The organism is Sphingomonas sp. RS6, from assembly GCF_054489705.1.
This window is the reverse complement of sequence record NZ_JBTMWM010000003.1, coordinates 210771-231163: the sequence shown is the minus strand read 5'-3', so window position 1 is coordinate 231163 and position 20393 is coordinate 210771. Positions and strand designations below refer to the sequence as shown.

Annotated in this window: 17 protein-coding genes; 9 read left to right on the top strand and 8 right to left on the bottom strand. The window is 67.4% G+C overall.

The features are described 5' to 3' along the window. Window positions 1-58: 58 nt before the first annotated feature. Genes atzF through ACX40Y_RS08255 form a run of 8 tightly spaced genes read right to left on the bottom strand, consistent with a single transcriptional unit; the run spans window position 59 to window position 10047 of the window. The gene (atzF, locus tag ACX40Y_RS08290) at window positions 59-1813 is read right to left on the bottom strand and encodes an allophanate hydrolase (protein WP_459119080.1); all 1755 of its coding nucleotides are present in this window, start codon (window positions 1811-1813) and stop codon (window positions 59-61) included. Continuing rightward, window positions 1810-5412, bottom strand: coding sequence for an urea carboxylase (gene uca, locus ACX40Y_RS08285; RefSeq protein WP_459119079.1), 3603 nt, complete (start codon window positions 5410-5412; stop codon window positions 1810-1812). The genes atzF and uca overlap by 4 nt, the downstream gene beginning before the upstream one ends. Further along, on the bottom strand, window positions 5409-6044 hold the full coding sequence (locus ACX40Y_RS08280; RefSeq protein WP_019367883.1) for an urea amidolyase associated protein UAAP2: 636 nt from the start codon (window positions 6042-6044) through the stop codon (window positions 5409-5411). The genes uca and ACX40Y_RS08280 overlap by 4 nt, the downstream gene beginning before the upstream one ends. Then, window positions 6044-6862 carry an urea amidolyase associated protein UAAP1 gene (locus ACX40Y_RS08275; RefSeq protein WP_459119078.1) on the bottom strand — a complete coding sequence of 273 codons (819 nt, stop codon included), beginning with the start codon at window positions 6860-6862 and terminating at the stop codon, window positions 6044-6046. The genes ACX40Y_RS08280 and ACX40Y_RS08275 overlap by 1 nt, the downstream gene beginning before the upstream one ends. Further along, a complete protein-coding gene (locus tag ACX40Y_RS08270) occupies window positions 6859-7302 on the bottom strand; it encodes a CopG family ribbon-helix-helix protein (protein WP_206364592.1) in 444 nt (147 codons plus the stop codon). Before ACX40Y_RS08270 ends, ACX40Y_RS08275 begins: the two co-directional genes overlap by 4 nt. 32 nt (window positions 7303-7334) lie before the next feature. Further along, the gene (locus ACX40Y_RS08265; protein WP_459119077.1) at window positions 7335-8141 is read right to left on the bottom strand and encodes an ATP-binding cassette domain-containing protein; all 807 of its coding nucleotides are present in this window, start codon (window positions 8139-8141) and stop codon (window positions 7335-7337) included. Continuing rightward, window positions 8138-8953 (bottom strand): ABC transporter permease, encoded by an 816-nt coding sequence (locus ACX40Y_RS08260; protein ID WP_459119076.1) that lies wholly within the window; start codon window positions 8951-8953, stop codon window positions 8138-8140. Before ACX40Y_RS08260 ends, ACX40Y_RS08265 begins: the two co-directional genes overlap by 4 nt. A gap of 11 nt (window positions 8954-8964) precedes the next feature. Further along, a complete protein-coding gene (locus ACX40Y_RS08255) occupies window positions 8965-10047 on the bottom strand; it encodes a putative urea ABC transporter substrate-binding protein (protein ID WP_459119075.1) in 1083 nt (360 codons plus the stop codon). A gap of 223 nt (window positions 10048-10270) precedes the next feature. Here ACX40Y_RS08255 and ACX40Y_RS08250 point away from each other — a divergent pair, with 223 nt between their 5' ends. The 9 genes from ACX40Y_RS08250 (at window position 10271) to ACX40Y_RS08210 (ending at window position 20381) form a co-directional block, all read left to right on the top strand. After that, window positions 10271-11830, top strand: a complete 1560-nt coding sequence (locus ACX40Y_RS08250) for an ATP-binding response regulator (protein ID WP_459119074.1) — start codon at window positions 10271-10273, stop codon at window positions 11828-11830. Continuing rightward, a complete protein-coding gene (locus ACX40Y_RS08245) occupies window positions 11820-12737 on the top strand; it encodes a response regulator (protein WP_459119073.1) in 918 nt (305 codons plus the stop codon). The genes ACX40Y_RS08250 and ACX40Y_RS08245 overlap by 11 nt, the downstream gene beginning before the upstream one ends. Continuing rightward, window positions 12734-14290, top strand: coding sequence for a sulfotransferase family protein (locus ACX40Y_RS08240; protein WP_459119072.1), 1557 nt, complete (start codon window positions 12734-12736; stop codon window positions 14288-14290). The genes ACX40Y_RS08245 and ACX40Y_RS08240 overlap by 4 nt, the downstream gene beginning before the upstream one ends. Before the next feature lie 60 nt (window positions 14291-14350). Then, on the top strand, window positions 14351-14725 hold the full coding sequence (locus tag ACX40Y_RS08235) for a hypothetical protein (protein WP_459119071.1): 375 nt from the start codon (window positions 14351-14353) through the stop codon (window positions 14723-14725). A 207-nt stretch (window positions 14726-14932) separates the two neighbouring features. Next, entirely contained in the window at window positions 14933-15265 is a 333-nt protein-coding gene (locus tag ACX40Y_RS08230; protein WP_459119070.1) for a UrcA family protein, read from the top strand. 187 nt (window positions 15266-15452) lie between these two features. Continuing rightward, on the top strand, window positions 15453-16337 hold the full coding sequence (locus ACX40Y_RS08225; RefSeq protein ID WP_459119069.1) for a sterol desaturase family protein: 885 nt from the start codon (window positions 15453-15455) through the stop codon (window positions 16335-16337). A 5-nt stretch (window positions 16338-16342) separates the two neighbouring features. Beyond that, window positions 16343-17272: a Vgb family protein gene (locus tag ACX40Y_RS08220; RefSeq protein WP_459119068.1), complete on the top strand. Its 930-nt coding sequence runs from the start codon at window positions 16343-16345 to the stop codon at window positions 17270-17272. A gap of 243 nt (window positions 17273-17515) precedes the next feature. Then, window positions 17516-19951: a TonB-dependent receptor gene (locus ACX40Y_RS08215; RefSeq protein ID WP_459119067.1), complete on the top strand. Its 2436-nt coding sequence runs from the start codon at window positions 17516-17518 to the stop codon at window positions 19949-19951. Between the two features lie 112 nt (window positions 19952-20063). Continuing rightward, a complete protein-coding gene (locus ACX40Y_RS08210) occupies window positions 20064-20381 on the top strand; it encodes a 2Fe-2S iron-sulfur cluster-binding protein (RefSeq protein WP_459119066.1) in 318 nt (105 codons plus the stop codon). The last annotated feature ends 12 nt before the right edge of the window (window positions 20382-20393 follow it).

Below are 20393 nucleotides of genomic sequence, written 5' to 3'. Positions count from 1 at the left end.
CATATGACGTATCCGGCTGTTTTCAGGGCGCTTCATCCGGGCCGAGCCGGCGATGCACTCAGCCCCGCGCGATATAGGCGCGCCAGCCGCCGAGCGCGGTGATGTCCTCCGCGCCGGTCATCGCGCGCGGTTCGGCGACGAAGCCCTTGACCATGCTGCCATCGGCCAGCGTCACCGTGCCGATCGCGAGCGGCGGCGGCACTTCGGCGACGAAGCTGCCGAACGCGGCCATGTCCAGCGCATAGACTTCCAGCGCGATCGCCGCACCGTCCTCGCTATGGACCAGCGCGGGCTTGGGCGGCACGCTCTCCGCCATGGCGTAGAGCTTGTAGGTCGGCGCGGTGGTCGTCGCCGCGACGAACTTCGCCTCGCGCGAGGTCAGCTGCCAGTGGAGCGGCATGCCTTCGAGATGGGCGCCTACGACCGCGAGCTTCACCGTTTCCATCCGTCCCTCCAGGTCCAGCGGCGGCGGGGATGCCGGCGCGGGGAAAAGTGCGTTCGCCGCGTCGAGCAGCGCGCGATCGGTGCCCGCCGGGCCCATCAGCGTCACGCCGAAGCCGACGCCGCTGGCGTAGGTGCCGGCGGGTACGGCGATCGCGGCCATGTCGAGCAGGTTCACGAAATTGGTGTAGGCGCCGAGGCTCGCATTCAGCCTGATCGGCTCGGCGAGCATCTCCGCGACGCGGTAGCTGGTCGGCGCGGTGGGAAGGGCGAGCAGGTCGACCTTCTCCCACATCGCCTCGGCGACGCGGGCGAGTTCGGCGAGGCGATAGGCGCCGTTGAACGCATCGATCGCGCTATAGCCGAAGCCGCCTTCGACGATCTCGCGCACCACCGGGTGGATCGCGTCGGGGTTCTCGAGCAGCAGGGTTTGCAGGGCGGCCGTTCGCTCGGCGACCCACGGCCCGTCGTAGAGCTGGCGGGCGGCTTCATCGAGCGGGGCGAGGTCGATCTCGACCAGTTCGGCATCGAGCCCGTCCAGCGCCTGACGGTAGAGAAACTCGGATTCGATGTCGCCGAACCAGCGGCATTGCGCAGGCTGCGGCACGCCGATGCGGCGGCGGGCGCGGGGCAGGTCCGGCAGGTTGCGGGAGAGCGAGTCCGTCGCGTCAAAACCGGCGGCGATGCTGTCGACCAGCGCCGCATCCTCGGTGCTTCCCGCGAAAACGGTGATGCAGTCGAGCGTGCGGCAGGCGGGGACGAGGCCGGTGCTGCTCCAGCGGCCCTTGCTCGGCTTGAGCCCGACGAGATGGTTGAACGCGGCGGGCACGCGGCCCGAGCCGGCGGTGTCGGTGCCGAGCGCGAAGGCGACCAGCCCAGCGGCGACCGCGACGGCCGAGCCCGAGCTGGAGCCGCCGCTCACCCAGGCGCGGTTATAGGCGTTGCGCGGAATGCCATAGGGGCTGCGCGTGCCGTTGAGCCCAGTGGCGAACTGGTCGAGATTGGCCTTGCCGACCGGGATCGCCCCGGCAGCCACCAGCTTCGCGACCACGGTTGCCGATTGCTCGGGCTGATAGGCGAAGGCGGGGCAGGCGGCGGTGGTGGCGAGGCCCGCGAGGTCGATATTGTCCTTCACCGCGAAGGGCACGCCGGCCAGCGGCAGCGTCTCTCCGGCGGCGATGCGGGCATCCACTGCAGCAGCGGCGGCGCGCAGAGCATCGGGCTCGAACCGCGAGATCCAAACCGCCGGTTGGATCGCGTCGTATGCGTCGAGCCGCGCCAGCACATCCTCGATCACCGCGAGCGCGCTGCGGCGGCCCGCCTGCACCTCGGCGGCGATGCCGGCGACCGGGAGTCGGTCGAGCGCCGTCATGCCCGCACCAAGGCCAGCACCGGCGAGCCCGGGGTGACCGTCTGCCGCTCGGCGACATAGAGCGCCGCGACCGTGCCCGCGGCCGGGCTGGTCACTGGGAACTCCATCTTCATCGCTTCGAGCACGGCGATGGTCTCGCCCGCATCGATCGGGTCGCCGACCTCCTTGAGCAGTTTCCACACGCTGCCGCCGAACGGCGCTTCCACCAGTTCGGCGCCTTCCGGCACCGTCACCGCCTCGTCGGCGCTGTCATCCGCGCTTTCGGTGAGGCTGGCGACGCGGTCGAACTCGCCCTTGCGTTCCCAATCGGCGCGCTCGGCCGCGAAGGCGGCGTTGCGCTGCTTCTCGAATGCGGCGATCGAGCGCGCGTTCTCGGCGAGGAATTCGCGATACTCGGAAAGCCGGAACTCGGTTTCCTCGATCTTGATTTCGCGGCGCCCGAGCGGGAAGTCGCGCCGCCATTCGGTCAGCTCTTCATGGCTGACGGGGAAGAAGCGGATCTGGTCGAAGAAGCGCAGCAGCCAGGGCTTGCCCTCGGCGAAGGCGCCAGTCTGGCGATAGGTGTTCCACACCTGGATGGTACGGCCGAACAGCTGATAGCCGCCCGGTCCCTCCATGCCATAGATGCACATATACGCGCCGCCGATGCCAACCACGTTGGGCGGCGTCCAGGTGCGGGCCGGGTTGTACTTGGTGGTGACCAGCCGGTGGCGCGGGTCGATCGGGGTGGCGACCGGCGCGCCGAGATACACGTCGCCCAGCCCGTAGACGAGGTAGCTGGCGTCGAAGATGATCCGGTGCACCTCCTCGGCGCTGGCGAGCCCGTTGGCGCGGCGGATGAACTCGATATTGTCCGGGCACCAGGGCGCGTCGTCGCGGACCACGCGCATGTAGCGCTGGATCGTCTCGTGGATCGCGGGGTCGTTCCAGCTGAGCGGCAGGTGGACGATGCGCGAGGGGATGACGAAATCCTCGAGGTCGCCGAGTGCGTCCTCAATCTGCACCAGCCGCTCGATCAGCGCCGCCTCCTTCAGGCGGATGCCGTCGATATGCACCTGGAAGGAGCGGATGCCCGGCACGATGTCGAGGATCCCCGGAAGCGCCAGTTCGGCGAGCGCGGTGGTCGCGGCATGGACGCGGAGGCGCAGCTCGAGGTCGAGCGTGATCGGGCCATATTCGACCAGCAGGTTGCGATCGCCCTGGCGGCGGAACAGCACGCGCGGGCGGCGGCCCTTGGCGGGCAGGTCGACCAGGATCGCGTCGCGCCCGCCGCCCTTGGCGGGGCTGGTCGCGGTGGCGGCGCGGCCTTCGATCCAAGCTTCTTCGGCCTGCGCGGCGGCATCGGCCTCGTCGAGGCTGACCTGCTCGAACTGAATGCGGTCGCCCGGCGCGAGCTGGCCGACCTTCCACAGGTCCGCCGCGATCACCACGAACGGGCAGACGAAGCCGCCGAGCGAGGGACCGTCGGGGCCTAGAATGATAGGCATGTCGCCGGTGAAATCCAGCGCGCCGATCGCGTAGGGATTGTCGTGGATGTTCGACGGGTGCAGCCCCGCCTCGCCGCCATCCTTGCGCGCCCAGTGCGGCTTGGGGCCGACCAGCCGCACGCCGGTGCGGTTGCTGTTATAGTGGACCTTCCACTCGGCGGAGAGGATCGTGTCGACATCCTCCGGCGCGAAGAAGTCGGGAGCGCCGTGCGGGCCATAGAGGACGCGGATCGTCCAGTCGGGGCCGAGCGGCTCCTGCGCGATCGCGCGCGGGCCGGGGATCACCGCCGGTGCATGATCGGTCAGGTGCAGCGTGTCGCCGACGCGGAGCACGCGCCCGCCATGGCCGCCGAACTCGCCGAGATCGAAGGTGCTGGCGCTGCCGAGATAGCTCGGCACGTCGAGCCCGCCCGCGAAAAGGATATAGCCGCGCATGCCGCCGCCGGTGACGCGGCCGAGCGCCAGCGTCTGGCCCTCGGCGATGGCGATCGGCTTGTTGCGCTCGACCGGCTTGCCGTCGAGCGTCGCGGCGAAATCGGCGCCGGTGAGGACGATGCGCGTCGCGGTGTTGAACTGGAGCGTGGGGCCGGTGGCGGTCATCTCCAGCCCGGGCGCGGTGCTGTCGTTGCCGAGCAGCATGTTGCCGAGGCGGAAGGCGCGCGCGTCCATCGGGCCCGAGGGCGGCACGCCGATGTCCCAAAGGCCGACGCGGCCCGGATAGTCCTGCACGCTGGTCGCGGTGCCGGCCGAGCGGACGACGATGCTCTGCGGGCGGTGGACGACGGTTTCGAGCGAGCGCGTCGAGACGTCGCCGGTGACGAAGTCCTCGCTGCGGGCCACGTCGCGCAGCCAGCGGACATTGGTCTCGATGCCGGCGAAGCGGGTGCGGTCGAGCGCCGCTTGCATCGCCGCGACGGCGGACTCGCGGTCCTCGCCGTGCACGATCAGCTTGGCGAGCATCGGATCGTAGAAGGAGGAAACCGCGCTGCCCGATTCCACCCAGCTCTCGACGCGGACGCCTTCGGGGAAGGCCACGTCGGTCAGCGTGCCGGAGGCAGGGCGGAAATCGACCGCCGGATCCTCGGCATAAAGCCGCGCCTGGATCGACCAGCCCTTGGGGGCGGGGACGGGGGTGTCGAGGAAGCTGTAGTCGCCGCCCGCACCGCGCACCATCCACTCGACCAGATCGACGCCGGTCACTTCCTCGGTAACGCCGTGCTCGACCTGCAGCCGTGTGTTCACTTCGAGGAAGAACCAGTCCTCGCGCGCGGAATCGTAGAGGAACTCGACGGTGCCGGCGGAGCGGTAATTGGCCGCCCGGCCCAGCCGCACCGCCGCCTCGATCAGCGCGGCGCGGACGCGCTCGGGCAGGTGGGGGGCTGGGGCTTCTTCCACCACCTTCTGGTTGCGGCGCTGGAGCGAGCAGTCGCGCTCGCCGAGCGCCACGACCCGGCCCTGGCCGTCGCCGAAGATCTGCACCTCGACATGGCGGGCGCGCGGCACGAAGCGTTCGAGGAACAGCCCGGCATCGCCGAAATTGCCCGCGCCCAGCCGCGCCACCGCGGCATAGCCGTCGCGCACCGCCTGTGCGTCGGTGCACACCCGCATGCCGATGCCGCCGCCGCCGGCGGTCGCCTTGAGCATCACCGGATAGCCGATGCGCTCCGCCGCTTCGAGCGCGGCCTCGACGCTGTCGAGCAGGCCGGTGCCGGGGGCGAGGGGGACATTCTCCGCCTCGGCCAGCGCGCGGGCGCTGTGCTTGAGGCCGAAGGCGCGGATGCTGTCCGGGGTCGGGCCGATGAAGGCGATGCCGGCGGCCTCACAGGCCTCGGCGAAACTGGCGTTCTCGGATAGGAAACCATAGCCGGGGTGGATCGCGTCGGCGCCGGTTTCCTTGGCGGCTGCGAGGATGCGCGCGACGTCGAGATAGCTTTCCGCCGCCGGGCCGGGGCCGATCCGCACCGCGATGTCCGCGAGCGCGACATGGCGCGAGGCTTCGTCGGCATCGGAGAACACCGCGACCGAGCGGATGCCCATTGTCTTGAGCGTGCGGATGATCCGGCAGGCGATCGCCCCGCGATTGGCGATCAGGACCGTGCGCACGCCGCTCATGCGGTGACGATCATGCGAACGGGGGTGGGATTGAAGCCGTTGCAGGGATTGTTGATCTGCGGGCAATTCGAAACGACCACGGTCACATCCATTTCTGCGCGAAGGTCCACGGTAAGGCCGGGCGCCGAGATGCCGTCGACGATGCCGAGCGCGCCATCGGCCTCGACCGGCACGTTCATGAAGAAATTGACGTTCGACACGATGTCGCGCTTGCCCCGGCCGTCGCGGAGGTTGGCTTCGAGGAAATTGTCGACACAGGCGTGCTGCGCCTTGGTGAAATGGCCGTAGCGCAGCGTGTTGGACTCGCACGAACAGGCGCCGCCGATCGTGTCGTGATACTCGACCGCCGTCGCGGTGATCGTCATCATCGGCCGGCCCTCGTTCGAGCGCAGGACGCTGCCGGTGCGCAGGAAGATGTTGGCCTGCGCCGCGATCGTGTCCTGCGCGCTGTAGCGCTCGGCATCGTCGTGGGTGGCGTAGAGGAGGAAATCGACCGCCTGGTTGCCTTCGAGGTCGACGACGCGGAGCGTTTCGCCCGCCTTCACGCGGTGCAGCCAGGGCGCGCGGGCGGGGACGATCTCGTCATGGACCACCCGGCCGGTGAGGCCGGCAAGTGCCATATCCTGTTCCATCAGCGGCGGACCCAGTCTTCGGTGTTGAGGAAGGCGCGCTGCCGCTCGGGCGTCGCGTTGCGGATCGGATCGTCTTGCGGAGTCACCGGGCCGCGCCAGGCGGTGGCGCGCAAGGGGGTGACGGTCCAGGGGCGCGGATCGAGGACGTGCGGGCAATTGGCCAGCACGACGATCAGGTCCATCTCGGCGCGCAGCACCAGCGTGCGGCCGGGGGCGAAGGGCCCGAGCTGCGGTTCGGTAGTGCCGTCGGCGGCGATGCGGACGCCCTTGAACAGGTTGACGCACGGATGCACGTCGCGGCGGGTCAAGCCGTGCTTGGCGGCGCCGAGCAACAGCCGGTCGCGGGCATTGGGGAACGGCCCCGAATTGCTGCCGTCGCCATAGCGGCGCGCGTTCGATGCGACGTTGGACGCGCCGCAGAACGCGTCATGCGTGCCGGCACCGTCCTCCTCGATGCTGGCGAGCACCCGGCCCATGTCCGACAGGAACAGGCTGCCCTCGCCCAGATAGGCGTTCCACTGCACCTTCACCGTATCGGCGACATTGAGCCGTTCGGTCGGCATCGCGGCGTTGAACAGCTGGAGCGACACACACGCATCGCCCTGCAGGTCGATCAGCCGCAGCCGGCTGCCGCGCGACAGCACGCGGCTGGCATAGCCGCCGGCGGCGATCGTCTCTTCCCAGACCAGATCGTCGGGCGAAACGCCCGCAGGCAGGTCGTCCGCCTGGGGCGGCAGGATCGGCATCGCCTCGACGACGGTGCCGGCCATCGCCCGCGCATGGTCACGTGCGGCATTGGGGTCGGCGAGAATGCTCATGCCGCCTTGCTCCCGGTTGGGGCTGCCGCCTCGTCCTGCTCGTGGAGCGGGGGCAGCAGCGCGGTGGTGGTGAAGAGGCGCAGCTGCTGCACGCCACGCACCTTGCGCAGCGCGTCGCACAGGTCGCGCAGCCGGCGTGCCGGCCCCTGGACCAGCAGCACCTCGAGCGACTGGTCGTCCTCCAGGAACACGTGCTGCGAGGAGATGACCTCCTTCAGATACTCGGCCTGGGTCTGCGCCAACTGGTGGCGCACCCGGCCGAGATCGGCGCGGTAGACGAGCGTGATCGTGCCCGCGAGCATCTCCTCGGGGCGCGAGGCGGCGCTCTGCTCGGCAAGCTCGTCGCGGATCAGCTCGGCGATCAGCTGCGAGCGCGAGGGGAGCCCGCGATCCTCCACCATTTCATCGAGCTGGCGGAAGAGTTCGGCGGGCAGGCTCATGCTGAGCCGGGCGAGGGAGGAGGACGGTTCCTTCACAATGATTCCTCTTTCCCGTTTATTACTGATTCTGTCAATCGTAATACTTCCTGCTGCGCCTCGACGATCGCCTCGCGCCGCTTGCGGGTGAGGTGGAGGTCGTAGACGGCGGTCGCGCCGAAGCGGTGCGGGGCGTGTGGATCCACGCGGCGCTTGTCGAAGGTGAGCACGCGGGTGCCGAGGTTGAACGCCTCGGAAATGTCGTGGGTGACCATCAGCACGGTGAGCGCATGCTCTTCCCACAGCTTGAGGATCAGCCGGTGCATGTCCTGGCGGATGCCGGGATCGAGCGCGCCAAACGGCTCGTCGAGCAGCAGCACGCGGGGGCGGGCGATCAGCGCCTGGGCGATGGCGAGCCGCTGCTGCATGCCGCCCGAGAGCTGCGCGGGGTAGAGGTCGAGCGCGTCGCCCAGGCCCACCTCGGCGAGCATCGCGGCGGCTTCGTCGCGGGCACGGCGGCGGGCGGCGCCGAACAGCCGGGCGGTGAGCGGCGCGCCCACGCATTCGCGCTCGAACATGACGTTCCGGAGCGCGGTCAAATGCGGGAACACCGAATAGCGCTGGAACACGACGCCGCGATCGGGGCCGCATTCGCCGGGCAGCGGCGTGCCGTCGAGCAGGATCTTGCCGCGGGTCGGGCGTTCCTGGCCGAGCGCCAGCCGCAGGAAGCTGCTCTTGCCCGCCCCCGAGGGGCCGACGATCGAGACGAAGTTGCGCTCGGCGATGTCGAGGTCGACGCGTTCGAGTACGACCTTGTCGCCATATTCGAGCCAGACATTCTGGAAGGCGAGGAGCGCGCTCATCGGGCGGCTCCGTGTGCCCAGGCGAAGGCGCGCTTGCTCAGCTGGGCCAGCGCCACGTCCATCAGGATCGCGAGGATCGAGATCCAGGCGACGTACGGGATGATGATGTCCATCGAGAGATAGCGCCGCACGAGGAAGATCCGGTAGCCGAGCCCCACGTCCGACGCGATCGCCTCGGCCGAGATCAGATAGACCCAGGCCGGCCCGAGCGAGAGGCGGATGCCGGCGATCAGCCGGGGCAGCGCCTGGGGGAGCGCGACGCGGAGCGCGAGCTGCCAGCTGCTGGCACCGAGCGTCTGCGCCTTGATCAGCTGTTCCTGCGGGATCGCGGTGATGTGGTCGGCGAGGTCGCGGATCAGGAAGGGCGTCACGCCGATCACGATCAGCGCGACCTTGGCGGTGTCGCCCAGCCCGAACACGATGAACAGCACCGGCAGCAGCGCGATCGGCGGGATCACCGCGATCGTGGTCACGAAGGCGCCGAAGGTGGCGCGGGCGGCGGGGAGCACGCCCAGCACCATGCCGACGAGCAGCGCCGAAAGCGCGCAGATGCCGAGCGCCATGCCAAGCCGTTCCAGGCTGGCCAACGTGTCCGCCCAGAAGAGCAGGCGGCCGCTGAGTGGATCGGCCTGGGCGAGCAGGCCGTGCATCGCCTCGACCATCGCGCCCGGCGTGGGCAGCAGCTTGTCCGACGGGTTCGCTGCGTGGCGCATCGCCGAGGCGAAGAGATAGATTGCTGCCACGACCAGCAACGGCAGTGCGCCGAGCACCAGGCCGGTGCGGCGGCGGGGGCGGATGTTCACCCAGCGCATGGGTTGCCCCCTCAGAGCTTGCCGGCCGCGGCCAGCTCCATATAGGTCGGGTCGAAGCGCAGCTTGACGTTGTTCGCGTCGCCGATCGTCTTGCCCGGCACCGAGATGCCGATCGCATCGGCCGACCTGGCGCCTTGGCCGAACAGCCCCTTGGAGAAGCTGAAGTCGCGCACCTTCACCATGGTCGCGCCGATCGCCGGCGACTTGACCGCTGCCACCGCATCCTGCGGCGTGGCATAGAGATGCGTCGTGCTGAGCTGCGCGTCGAAGGACTGCGGCGTCGTGCCGGCGAGCTTGGCCATCGATGCGCGGGCGGCGGCGCCGGTTGCGTCCTTGCGCTGCATCAGCTGCATCGTCTCGTACCAGATGCCCGCCAGCGCCTTGCCGAGATTCGGATTGGCCTTGAGCGTGGCGGTGTCGACGGCGAGCAGGTCGAGGATCTCGGCCGGCACCTGGCTCGAATCGAACACCTTGGTCGCACCCGGCAGCTTGGCGACTTCGGTCAGCTGCGGGTTCCAGGTGACCACGGCGGTGGCGGCGGGGTTGGCGAAGGCGCCGACGATGTCCGCGTCCGAGGTGTTGACCGTCTTCACGTCCGACAGCTGCAGGCCGACGGTGGAGAGCCCGCGCGCGAGCAGATAGTGCGACACTGACAGCTCGACGAGATAGACGGTGCGGCCCTTGATGTCGGCAAGGCTCTTGGCGTTCTTGAGGACGATGCCGTCATTGCCGTTGGAATAGTCGCCGAGGATGATCGCGCTGGTATCCTTGCCGCCCGCGGCGGGGATGGTGAGCGCGTCCATGTTGGTGACGGTCACGCCGTCGAGCTTGCCGGCGTTGAACTGATTCACCGACTCGACATAGTCGTTGACCTGCACGAAGTGGATCTTCACGCCGTATTTGTCGGCCCATTTCTTCACGATGCCGGCCTGTTCGGCATAAGGCCAGGGCATCCAGCCCGCATAGATCGACCAGCCGATGTTGAACTCGGTGCGCGGCTGCTGTGCCGCACCGCCACCATTGCCGCACGATGCGGTGGCCAGCATTGCCATCGCCGCTACCGCCACCCGCGCCTTGGACACCCAGCTTGCCATGTTCGACCCCCATCTTGCCCGCGCGGAAAAGCGCGAGTTTCAGCCGCCGGATGGTTGCGAACGATATTACGTTTGCTCAATCCAGTAATACGACTTATAGGCATGTCGCATGGCATGTGTCACCCCAAATTGTGATGCTGCAATGCGTCATTCGGGCATTTACCGACCCTTGCTGCGGACGCGCGGCGGGGCGTGTCCGGCCAGGCGAAAGGGCTGAGCACATATGGCTTTGGGGCGCATTCTTTGGACACTCTGTCTGGGGCTTGCGCTTGCCGTTGCAGCCATTTTCCTCCGCCTGTTCCTTCGCGCCCGCACCGCGCACCGGGCGGCCGAACAGGCGAATCGCGTGCAGACCGAGCGGCTTCGCGAGGAAATCGCCGCGCATCGCAAGACCGAAGCGGCGCTCGAGCGGGCAAAGGATGCGGCAGAAGCCGCCAATGCCGCGAAGACGCGCTATCTGGTGGCGGTGAGCCACGAGATCCGCTCGCCGCTCAATGCCATTTACGGCTATGCACAGCTGCTCGAACGCGGCGATGCGATCCCGGCGGCCGAGGCGGGCGGGGTGATCCGGCGATCAGCCGAGCACCTGACCAACCTTGTCGAAGGGCTGCTCGACATTTCGCGGGTCGAAAGCGGCGTGCTGCAGGTTCGGCAGGAGCTGGTGCGGCTGCCGGCGTTGCTCGACCAGGTGGTCGAGATGTTCCGCGTCCAGGCGGCGGCGAAGGGACTGACGCTCGACTATGTCGTCGATGGAAGGCTGCCCGCCTATGTCCGCACCGACGAGAAACGGCTGCGGCAGATCCTGATCAACCTGCTGTCCAACGCGATCAAATATACCGAGCGGGGCGGCGCGACGCTGACCGTGCGCTATCGCAGCCAGTCTGCCGCGATCGAGATACGCGACACCGGCCCCGGCATCCCGCCCGAGGATCTGGAGCGCATCTTCGAACCGTTCGAACGCGGCCGCGATGCCGATGACGCGATGCAGCCGGGCATCGGGTTGGGCCTGTCGATCACGCGGGTGCTCGCACGGATCCTGGGCGGCGAAGTGACCGCGACGAGCACGATGGGCGAGGGGAGCCGCTTCCTGCTCCGCCTGCTGCTTCCCGAACCGATCGAGGCACCGCCGGGGACCGCCGCCTGCCGGCGCGTCACCGGCTATCACGGGCCGCGCCGGACGATCCTAGTGATCGACGACAATCCGGCGCAGACCACGGTCGTGAATCATCTGCTTCGGCCGCTGGGGTTTTCGGTGTTCGAGGCGGGCGGTGGCGCGGCAGGGCTGGCGCTGGCCGCGCACTGTGCGCCCGACCTGGTGCTGCTCGACATCCAGATGCCGGGCACCAGCGGCTGGGAGGTCGCCGATCAGCTGCGCGCGCGGCTCGGCCCGGCGCTACGGATCGTGATGGTTTCGGCGAATGCGCATGAATTTCACGCGGGCCGCGACGGGCGGCGCGCGCATGACGCATTTCTCACCAAGCCAGTCGATCTCGACGCGCTGCTCGACACGATCGCCCGCCAGCTCGGGCTGGAATGGATCGCCGACGAGGCCGCGGCGACGCCGCCCGCCGGTCCTGCTCTGGCACTGCCCGAGACGGCCAAGCCCTATCTCGACGAGCTTCGGCGCTTTATGAAGCTCGGGCATGTTCGCGCCATCGAAACCACGCTCTTGACGCTGGAGCGGGACGTTCCCGAAAGCGCCGGGTTCGTGTCGCGCCTGCGGCCGAAGCTGGAGGCGTTCGATCTGCGCGGGCTGGCAAGGACGCTCGACGATGCCGGCTGACGATCCAGATGCGACGATCCTGGTGGTCGACGACACCCCCGAATCGCTGCGCTTCCTCACCGCGACGCTGGAGCAGGCGGGGATGACGGTGCTGATCGCGGTCGACGGGCTGGCGGCACTGGAGCTGCTGGAACATGGCACGCCGGACCTGATCCTGATGGATGCGGTGATGCCGGGCCTCGACGGGTTCAGCACCACCCGGCAGATCAAGAGCGACGGTCGCTTCCGCCACGTTCCGGTGATCTTCATGACGGGGCTGACCGAAAGCGAGCATGTCGTGCGCGGCCTCGACTCGGGCGCGGTCGATTATGTCCACAAGCCGATCGTCGTCGACGAACTGCTCGCGCGCGTCGCGGTTCACCTTGCCAATGCACGGATGACGCAGAGCAGCCAGCTCGCGCTCGACACCACAGGGCGCCCCTCCTTCGCCGTTGACGAGGCGGGGCGGACGCGCTGGCTCACCCCGCTTGCCGCCGATACGATCGCGCGGCTGTTTCCGGCATGGTCGGCGCGCGAGCTGGACCTGCCGGGCGACCTGGCGACGATCGTGCAGCGGCTGCAGGACGGCGCGGTGCCGCCGGGCGCGCAGGCGACGTTGCAGATCGGCGACAGCGCGCTTCAATGCAGTTTCCTGCGCCGGACGAGCGCGAGCGAGTGGCTGTTCCGGCTGACCGAGAAACGCGAAGGCGAAGCGGAGCGAATCCTGGCCGAACGACACGGCCTGACCTCCCGCGAGGCCGAAGTGCTGGTGTGGCTCAGTCGCGGCAAGCAGAACCGCGAGATCAGCGAGATCCTGGCGATCAGCCCGCGCACGGTGAACAAGCATCTCGAGCAGATTTTCCAGAAGATGGGCGTGGAAAACCGCGCCTCGGCTACCGCGATCGCCGTGGCGACGCTCGCGGGATGAGCCTGGCTGCAGCGAGAGCAGCGCTGGCGCGGGGCGATTTCGACACCGTGATCCGCCATGCCGGGCCGGCGCTCGCAGCGACCGACACCGAAGCCGAGAGCCGCTTTCTCCTCGGCGTCGTTGCAGCGGAGCGAGGGCAGATCGCCGACGCCATCGCCCAGATCGAGGCGGCGGTGATGACGCAGCCCCGCGGCGAATATCGCGCGCAGCTTGCCCGGCTCTACGCGCTGGCGCGCCGCGACGGCGACGCGGCGGCGCAACTGGCCGCTATCGAACGCGATCCGCCCGCCGATGCACTGTCGCGCGATACGATCGGTTGCGTCTATGCACGGCTGGGCAACCATGAAGCGGCACTGCCGCATTTTGTGGCTGCGGTTGCGCTGGCGCCCGACAATGACAGCTTTCTCTATAACCAAGCGGCGACGCTGAGCTTTCTCGGCCGCGCTGACGAAGCCGAGGCGGCGCTGGAGCGACTGCTGGCGCGCAGCCCCGATCACGCACGTGGCCATCACCTGCTCGCCGGGCTGTGCAAACAGAGCGAAGAGCATCATCACATCCCCCGGCTGCGCGAGGCACAGCAGCGTGCGCGGGGCACGGACCGACTGCTCACCGGCTATGCCCTTGCCAAGGAACTCGAGGATGTTGGCCGCGCCGACGAGGCGCTGGCCTGTCTGCTGGCGGTGAATGCCGAGCATCGCAGGACGATCGGCTATGATCCGGCGCGCGACAGCGCGATCGTGGACGCCGTGATCGCCAACTGGCCTGCCATGGCCGCGTCTCCGGCGATCGACTGCCCCGAAGCGGCGCCGATCCTGATCATCGGGATGCCGCGGACCGGAACGACGCTGGTCGATCGGATCCTGGCGGCCCATCCGGCGGTGGAAAGCCTTGGCGAGCTTCAGGCGCTGCCGCTCGCGGTGAAGGCCGCATCGGGCACCCGCAGCCGCAATGTGCTCGACGTCGAGACGCTGGCCGCCGTGACAGGCGTGGGGCCGGGCGTCATCGGTCACGACTATTTGGCGCGGGCGGCGCATCACCGCCGACGGAACGATCTTCGCTTCGTCGACAAGTTTCCGGGCAATTTCCATTATGCCGGCATCGCCGCGCGCGCACTGCCCAATGCGGCGATCGTCTGCCTCCGTCGCAATCCGATGGACACGGTGCTGGCCAATTTCCGTAACCTGTTCGCGATCGGCTCGCGCTATTACGACTATAGCTATGATCTGCTCGACATTGCCGAATATGTCGCGGGTTTCGAGCGATTGATGTCGTTCTGGCGCGCCGAACTGCCCGGCCGAATCCTCGACTTGCACTATGAAGACCTTGTTGCGGACCAGGAAGGCGAGACGCGCCGGCTGCTCGCCCATTGCGGGCTCGAATGGTCGGAACGCTGCCTCGACTTCCATGCGCAGGGCGGGGCGGTTTCAACGCCCAGCGCGGCGCAGGTACGACGGCCGATCTATCGCGACTCGGTCGCGCGCTGGCGTCGACACGAAGCGGTGCTGGCGCCGGTGGCGGCGTTCTTCGCAGCGCGCGGGATCGCGATCGACTGAGGCGGCGCTACGTCAAACGCCTCATGGTGCGGTGCCGCGCGGGCCGTCAGCATGGCCTGCATGGGTAGATGGTTGAACCTCGCCGTTCTGATCTCGATTGTCGCGGCGTCCGATGCGAGCGCAGACCCGCTGCCAAGCGCCAGGCTGGTGCATCGCGATGCGGGCGATTGCCTGCTGGTTCGTGGCGAGCGGCAGTCGTCAGCATCGCGCATCGCGATCAACGGTCGCCCCTTCGATGCAAGTGGCCGCCGGGGCTGGAAACTTTGCGTGCCGGTGGCGACGATCCGCGAGCTGGCACTGCCCTTTGCGCGCACGCTCGATGTCGCCGTCCTGTCGCCTTCCGGCGATCTGGAACGGCGCGAAACCGTGCGACTTCCGGTCGGCCTGCTCGGCCACGAGGTCGAACTGGCTTCGCTGATCGTACGTTCGCCATGATTTGTAATAACCGGGCAGATGAGGTGAATAGTATCACCATCTACTAGGATCGTAATAAACATTTGCTGCGACGCAAAACTTGTGATATCGAAGGATACGCGGGTTATTTTGCGTGTTAATTGCGATTCGTCTTGCGACTCTTCGATTCCGTGACTAGATCGCCCTCGCCGCCCGGTAGAGGCGGCGCGATGGTTGCAGGAGAATTCGATGAAGTTGCTTGTCGCGGCGGCCGCCGCTCTTTCGATCAGCACCGCTGCCTTTGCCGCCACCAGCGACACCGGCTTCGGCAAGCCTTCCGCCGTACTTTCGCTCGAAGGCCTCGACCTCGCGACCGCCGACGGCCAGCAGCGCCTGGCGATCCGGGTCGATCAGGCCGCCCGCACCGTGTGCGGCGACAGCCTGGCGACGATCCACCCCGATCTCGAGGCGCGCGCGCGCACATGTCGCGCCGATGTTGCCGAGCAGGTTCGCAGCCAGATCGAAGCGCGCGTCGCCCAGGCCGGCAAGACGCGCAACGTTCAGCTTGCCTCGGCCCGCTGAATCGCAAGCTATTTCGGCACGCATCGGCCGCGCACCCCCTGAACCGGGGCTTGCGCGGCCGTTTCGTTTCAGGGGTACGTCATTCGGCCACCTGCGCGGGCGGCGGCGACTGCCCTAGGCTTCGTATCGACCAAAGGATGGCGCATGCCGCTGGGGCAGCGACCTTCATCGGATCGAGGCAATGGTAATGAAACACGGTGTCGTAGACCTGATTCCGCCGATGACCGTAGCGGCGGTCGTCTGTTTCTGGGCGCTCGCGCCGGCCGCGGTGCTCGACAATCCCTGGACGCTGGTGATCGTTTCGTCGCTGATCACGCTGTATATCCAGGCGCTCGAATTCCTGTTCGAACGCCATGCCGGCTGGCGGATGAACTGGCGCGAATTCTGGACCGACCTGTTCTACGTCGTGCTCGGTGCGACCGCGATCAGCTGGGCCTCGCAGGCGCTGGCAGAGGCACCGCTGCTCGCGCTCAAACAGGGGCTGGGCATCAGCACGCCCTGGGCGATGCAGCTGCCGTTCCTGGTGCAGGTGGCGCTGGTGATCGTCCTGATCGAGTTCGGGCAATATTGGATGCACCGGCTGATGCACAATGTCGGCCCTTTCTGGCTGACGCACGCGCCGCATCATCACATCACCCAGCTCAACGCCGCCAAGGGCTATGTCGGCAATCCGATCGAGCTGTTCCTGATCAGTCTGAGCGTCGTCGCGTTGTTCGATCTGCCGCTTGCCGCAGTGTTCTGCGCGCTGAGCGTGATGGGCGTCGTCTCCGGCTTCGCACACGCCAATGTGCGATCGAACCCGCCGATCTGGTATAGCTTCGTGTTCACGACGATCCGTCATCACAGCCTGCACCATTCGGTCGCCTATGAAGACACGCGGTGCAACTATGGCAATTCGCTGATCCTGCTCGACCGCGTTTTCGGCACGTACAAGGAAGGCGAATCGGCGATGGTGGGGCAGGATGATCGCAGGCGACTTTCGATCCGGGAACAATGGCTGTTTCCGTTCCAGCCGATCATCGCGAGGCTGAGGCACCGCCAGCCGTCATCGACCGACCCAGTGGCGGGGTGAGCGCGATGGACTGGATTTCGATGCTCGCCGCAATGGCCGCCACCAGCGCCGCGGCCGCCCCCGCCGACCCGCAGCCGCGCGAGGCCCAGGTCATCACCGTGCCCGGCTTTGCCGACTTTCTGGCCGTCGATGGCGATAGCGTATGGGTGACGAACAAGGGGCGCGTCGAGCGATGGTCGCGCGCCGGCAAGCTCGCCGAGGTGGCGATGGGCCGCCCCTGCGGCGCAATGGCGATCGCCGCCGGCTCGCTATGGGTTGCCGATTGCGCCGCGGGCTCGGTGAACCGCATCGACCTGAAGACGGCCGAGCTGACGGCGTCGATCCCGACCGGCATCGCCAATCCGAAAGGCGAGCTGAATGTGGTGGCCGGTGCCGGATCGATCTGGGTCGCGAGCGACGAAAGCGGCAAGGTTGCCCGCATCGATCCGGCGGACAACGGCATCACGGCGTCGATCGCAGTCGATCCCGGCACCTATTATCTCGCCTTCGGTTTCGACGCGGTCTGGGCGGTGAGCAGCGGCGAACAGTCGCTTCAGCGCATCGATCCGGCGACGAACGCGGTTACTGCGCGGACGAAGCTGGGCAAGCAGCCGGGCTTTCTTGCGGCGGGCGAGGGCGCGGTGTGGGTGCAGGAACAGGGTGACGGCACGCTCGCCCGCGTCGATCCTGCAACCGGGACCGTGTCCGGCCGGGTGAAGATCGGCGCCGACCTGCTCTATGGCGACATCGATACCGGCGGCGGCGCGGTGTGGCTGCGAACGACCGCCGACCAGACGTTCGTGATGATCGATCCGTCGTCGCTCACGATCCTGGGACGGCTGGGCAAGGCCAATGGCAGCGGTGCACTGCGGTTCGCCGCGACCGGGCTGTGGACCAGCGCGCACGACGTCCACACGCTGTCATGGTGGAGCCTGCCCGCGCCCGCGGCGCACTGACACCCTGATAACCTCATGATCGGCGCGCGGCGGGCACCAACGCCTGCCGTGCGCCTTTTTTGCGCCCGCGCGGCAAGGGCGACGATCGCGCCGTGCCATTCGCGGGCGGTACGTCAAACGCCCCATGGCGGCGACGCGAATTTCACCAAACGTTGCACCGCAGCAAGGCGCAGAAATCGACGCCGGACCGGGAGGGCGATGCGGCTGATCGGCGCGGGTTCCAGAAGCAGAAAGGGGGGTAGGGTGGCAAAATCCATTTCTCGCGCGGCATTGCTCGGCGCGACGATCTTCGCAGGGTTCTCGGCAACCGCCGCATCGGCGCAGACCGATGCCGCAGCGCAATCGGCACCGGACGAGAGCTCGGCGGGCGAAAATGCCAACGAGATCGTCGTTACGGGCAGCCGCCGCAGCGTGACGCTTCAGGATGCGCCGATCAATATCAGCGCGGTTTCGACCGAGACGCTGGCGCGTCAACGCATCGATGACGTGCGCGGACTGGGCGCCTTCACGCCGGGCATCACCGTTGTCGACACCGGGCCGGCGAGCAGCGGCAACGTCGTGCTGCGCGGCATCGAATCGGGCGACACCAGCGTGTTCGGATCGAACGAGAACAACGCGGTCGGCGTCTATCTCGGCGAAGTGCCGCTCTATCTCGACTTCAAGCTGATCGACATCGATCGGGTGGAAGTGCTGCTCGGGCCGCAGGGCACGCTCTATGGCTTGGGGACGCTCGCCGGCGCGGTGCGTTACATTCCGAGCCGCCCGAATACGAGCCGCTTCTCGGTCGACGTGCACGGCCGCGGCTATGTGCAGTCGCACAGCGATGATTTCGGACGGGTCGGCGACCTGACGGTCAACATTCCGATCCTGAAGGACCATATCGCGCTGCGATCGGTGGTCGGCTACTACGACAATCCGGGCTTTATCGATTATAACTATCTGCTCAAGCAGCCGGGCGTTTCCGATCCGCAACCGGTGCGCGGGACCACAGCGGCGGACGCCTCGCTCGGCACGAGCGCCGACTATTTGGCCAATTTCAAGAGCGAGAAGGATGTCAATTTCGAACATACCTTCACGACGCGCAACACGCTGCTGCTCGAATATAATCCGAACGTGAAGGCATACCTGACCTACGCGCACCAGGATACCAAGACCAACGGGCGCCAGGCCAATGGCGCCGGCGTGCTGGGCACAGGCGATTATGAGGGGCCGTGGCGCTATCTGGAGCCGTTCCACCGCAAGGCCGATCTCTATTCGGCGGAGTTCAACATCAACCTGTTCAACGCGGTCGATCTGGTCAGCACGACCGCCTATACCGAGCAGAAGATCTCCAGCGTCGACGACAATACCGACCTGCTGCTCGACCTCGACTATGGCTATGAGGCGTTTCCGGCCTTTTCCTCCTATGCCAACAATCATCGCAGCTACAAGCAGCTGAACCAGGAGGTCCGCTTCGTCTCGACGCATGGCGGGCCGATGAACTGGGTGATCGGCGGCTTCTACAACCGGCTGCGCTACAGCAGCGACCGGCAGGAATATACGCCGGGCTTCGCCGAGTTCGCGGGGATCAACCGGCCCGACGACCTTGAATATATCTCGTTCGTCCGCACCGAGACGATCGAGAAGGCGGTCTATGGCGAGGCGACGCTGCACATCACCAAGGCATGGCAGGTGACGGGCGGGCTCCGCTATTTCAAATATGATGCCGACGCGACGGGCGGCACCGACACGCCGATGTTCGGCGGCGGCCTGACCCGCACGCCCTATCCGCTGATCCAGTTCGATCCGAGCCGCGTGCGTTCGGGCAGCACGGGCGACGACGGCTTTGTGTGGAAGGCGAACACCTCCTATCGCTTCAGCCCGGACCTGCTGCTCTATGCGACGTACAGCACCGGCTACCGCGTCGGCGGTGTCAACCGGGTGGCCCCTTGCGTCGAGCCGCTGCCGCCGGGGCAGAATGTCTGCGCGCTGCCCAACGAGCTGGTCTATGGGCCGGACAAGACCCGTAATGTCGAAGTGGGCGTACGCGCCTCGTTGCTCGACAAGCGGCTCCAGTTCACGCTCGATGCCTTCCACGTCACCTGGAGCGACGTGCAGGTGCCGAGCCAGACTGTGAACGGCGCCGTGGGCATCACCACAAATGGCGGCGCCGCGGTTTCGCAGGGCATCGAATTCTCCGGGTCGTTCAAGCCGATCCCCGAGCTGACGATCCAGGGCACCTATTCGTACATCGACGCGCATCTGACCGAAGATTTCCCCAATCTGGTGGTCAGCCAGGGCGTGCGATACGACGCGCTGGACGGCGATCGCCTGCCCGGATCGGCGCAACATGCGGGCAGCGCCCAGGCGACCTATAGCTATCCGCTGGCCGATGGCGACAGCATCGAGGCGAGCTGGGCGGCGACCTATACCGGCGACATCTATTCGCGCGTCGGTCTGCGCGGCTTTGGCGAGAAGATCCCGGGTTACATGACGCACCGCGCGTCGATCACCTATCGCAAGCCCAGCTTCGACGTCAGCCTGTTTGCCGACAACATCTTCGACAAATACGCCTATACGAGCGTCAGCAACGATCTGAGTTCGTATAACCAGACGCGGACGGGCGTGGTCGAGCGCTACTATGCGCGGTCGGTGCTGACCCCGCGGCGCGTGGGGATCGACTTCCACTTCCATTACTGAGCCACGCGGGGAAGGGCTTTCCGCTTTCCCCGTCCCGGCGACCTTCGCTTTCGGCGGGCCTTGCGGTCCGCCGTTCGCTTGCGAACACCCTTCAATCGATCAGGACAACGAAATGCTCAAACTGATGGTTACGCCGCCCGCCGGCACCCGCACCGAAATTGATGCTGCGCCGGGGCAGAGCGTGATGCAGATTATCCGGGACGCGGGGTTCGAAGCGTTGCCGGCGATGTGCGGCGGCTGTTGTTCGTGCGCGACCTGCCATGTCTATGTCGATCCGGCGTTCGCCGACCGGCTGCCGCCGATGAGCGATGACGAGGATGCGCTGCTCGACGGCGTCGAGGATCGTCGCCCGACCTCGCGACTTTCCTGCCAGATCGCGTTCGACGCCACCTTGAACGGGCTCGACGTGATGATTGCAGCGATGGACTGACCGGCGCGGCGG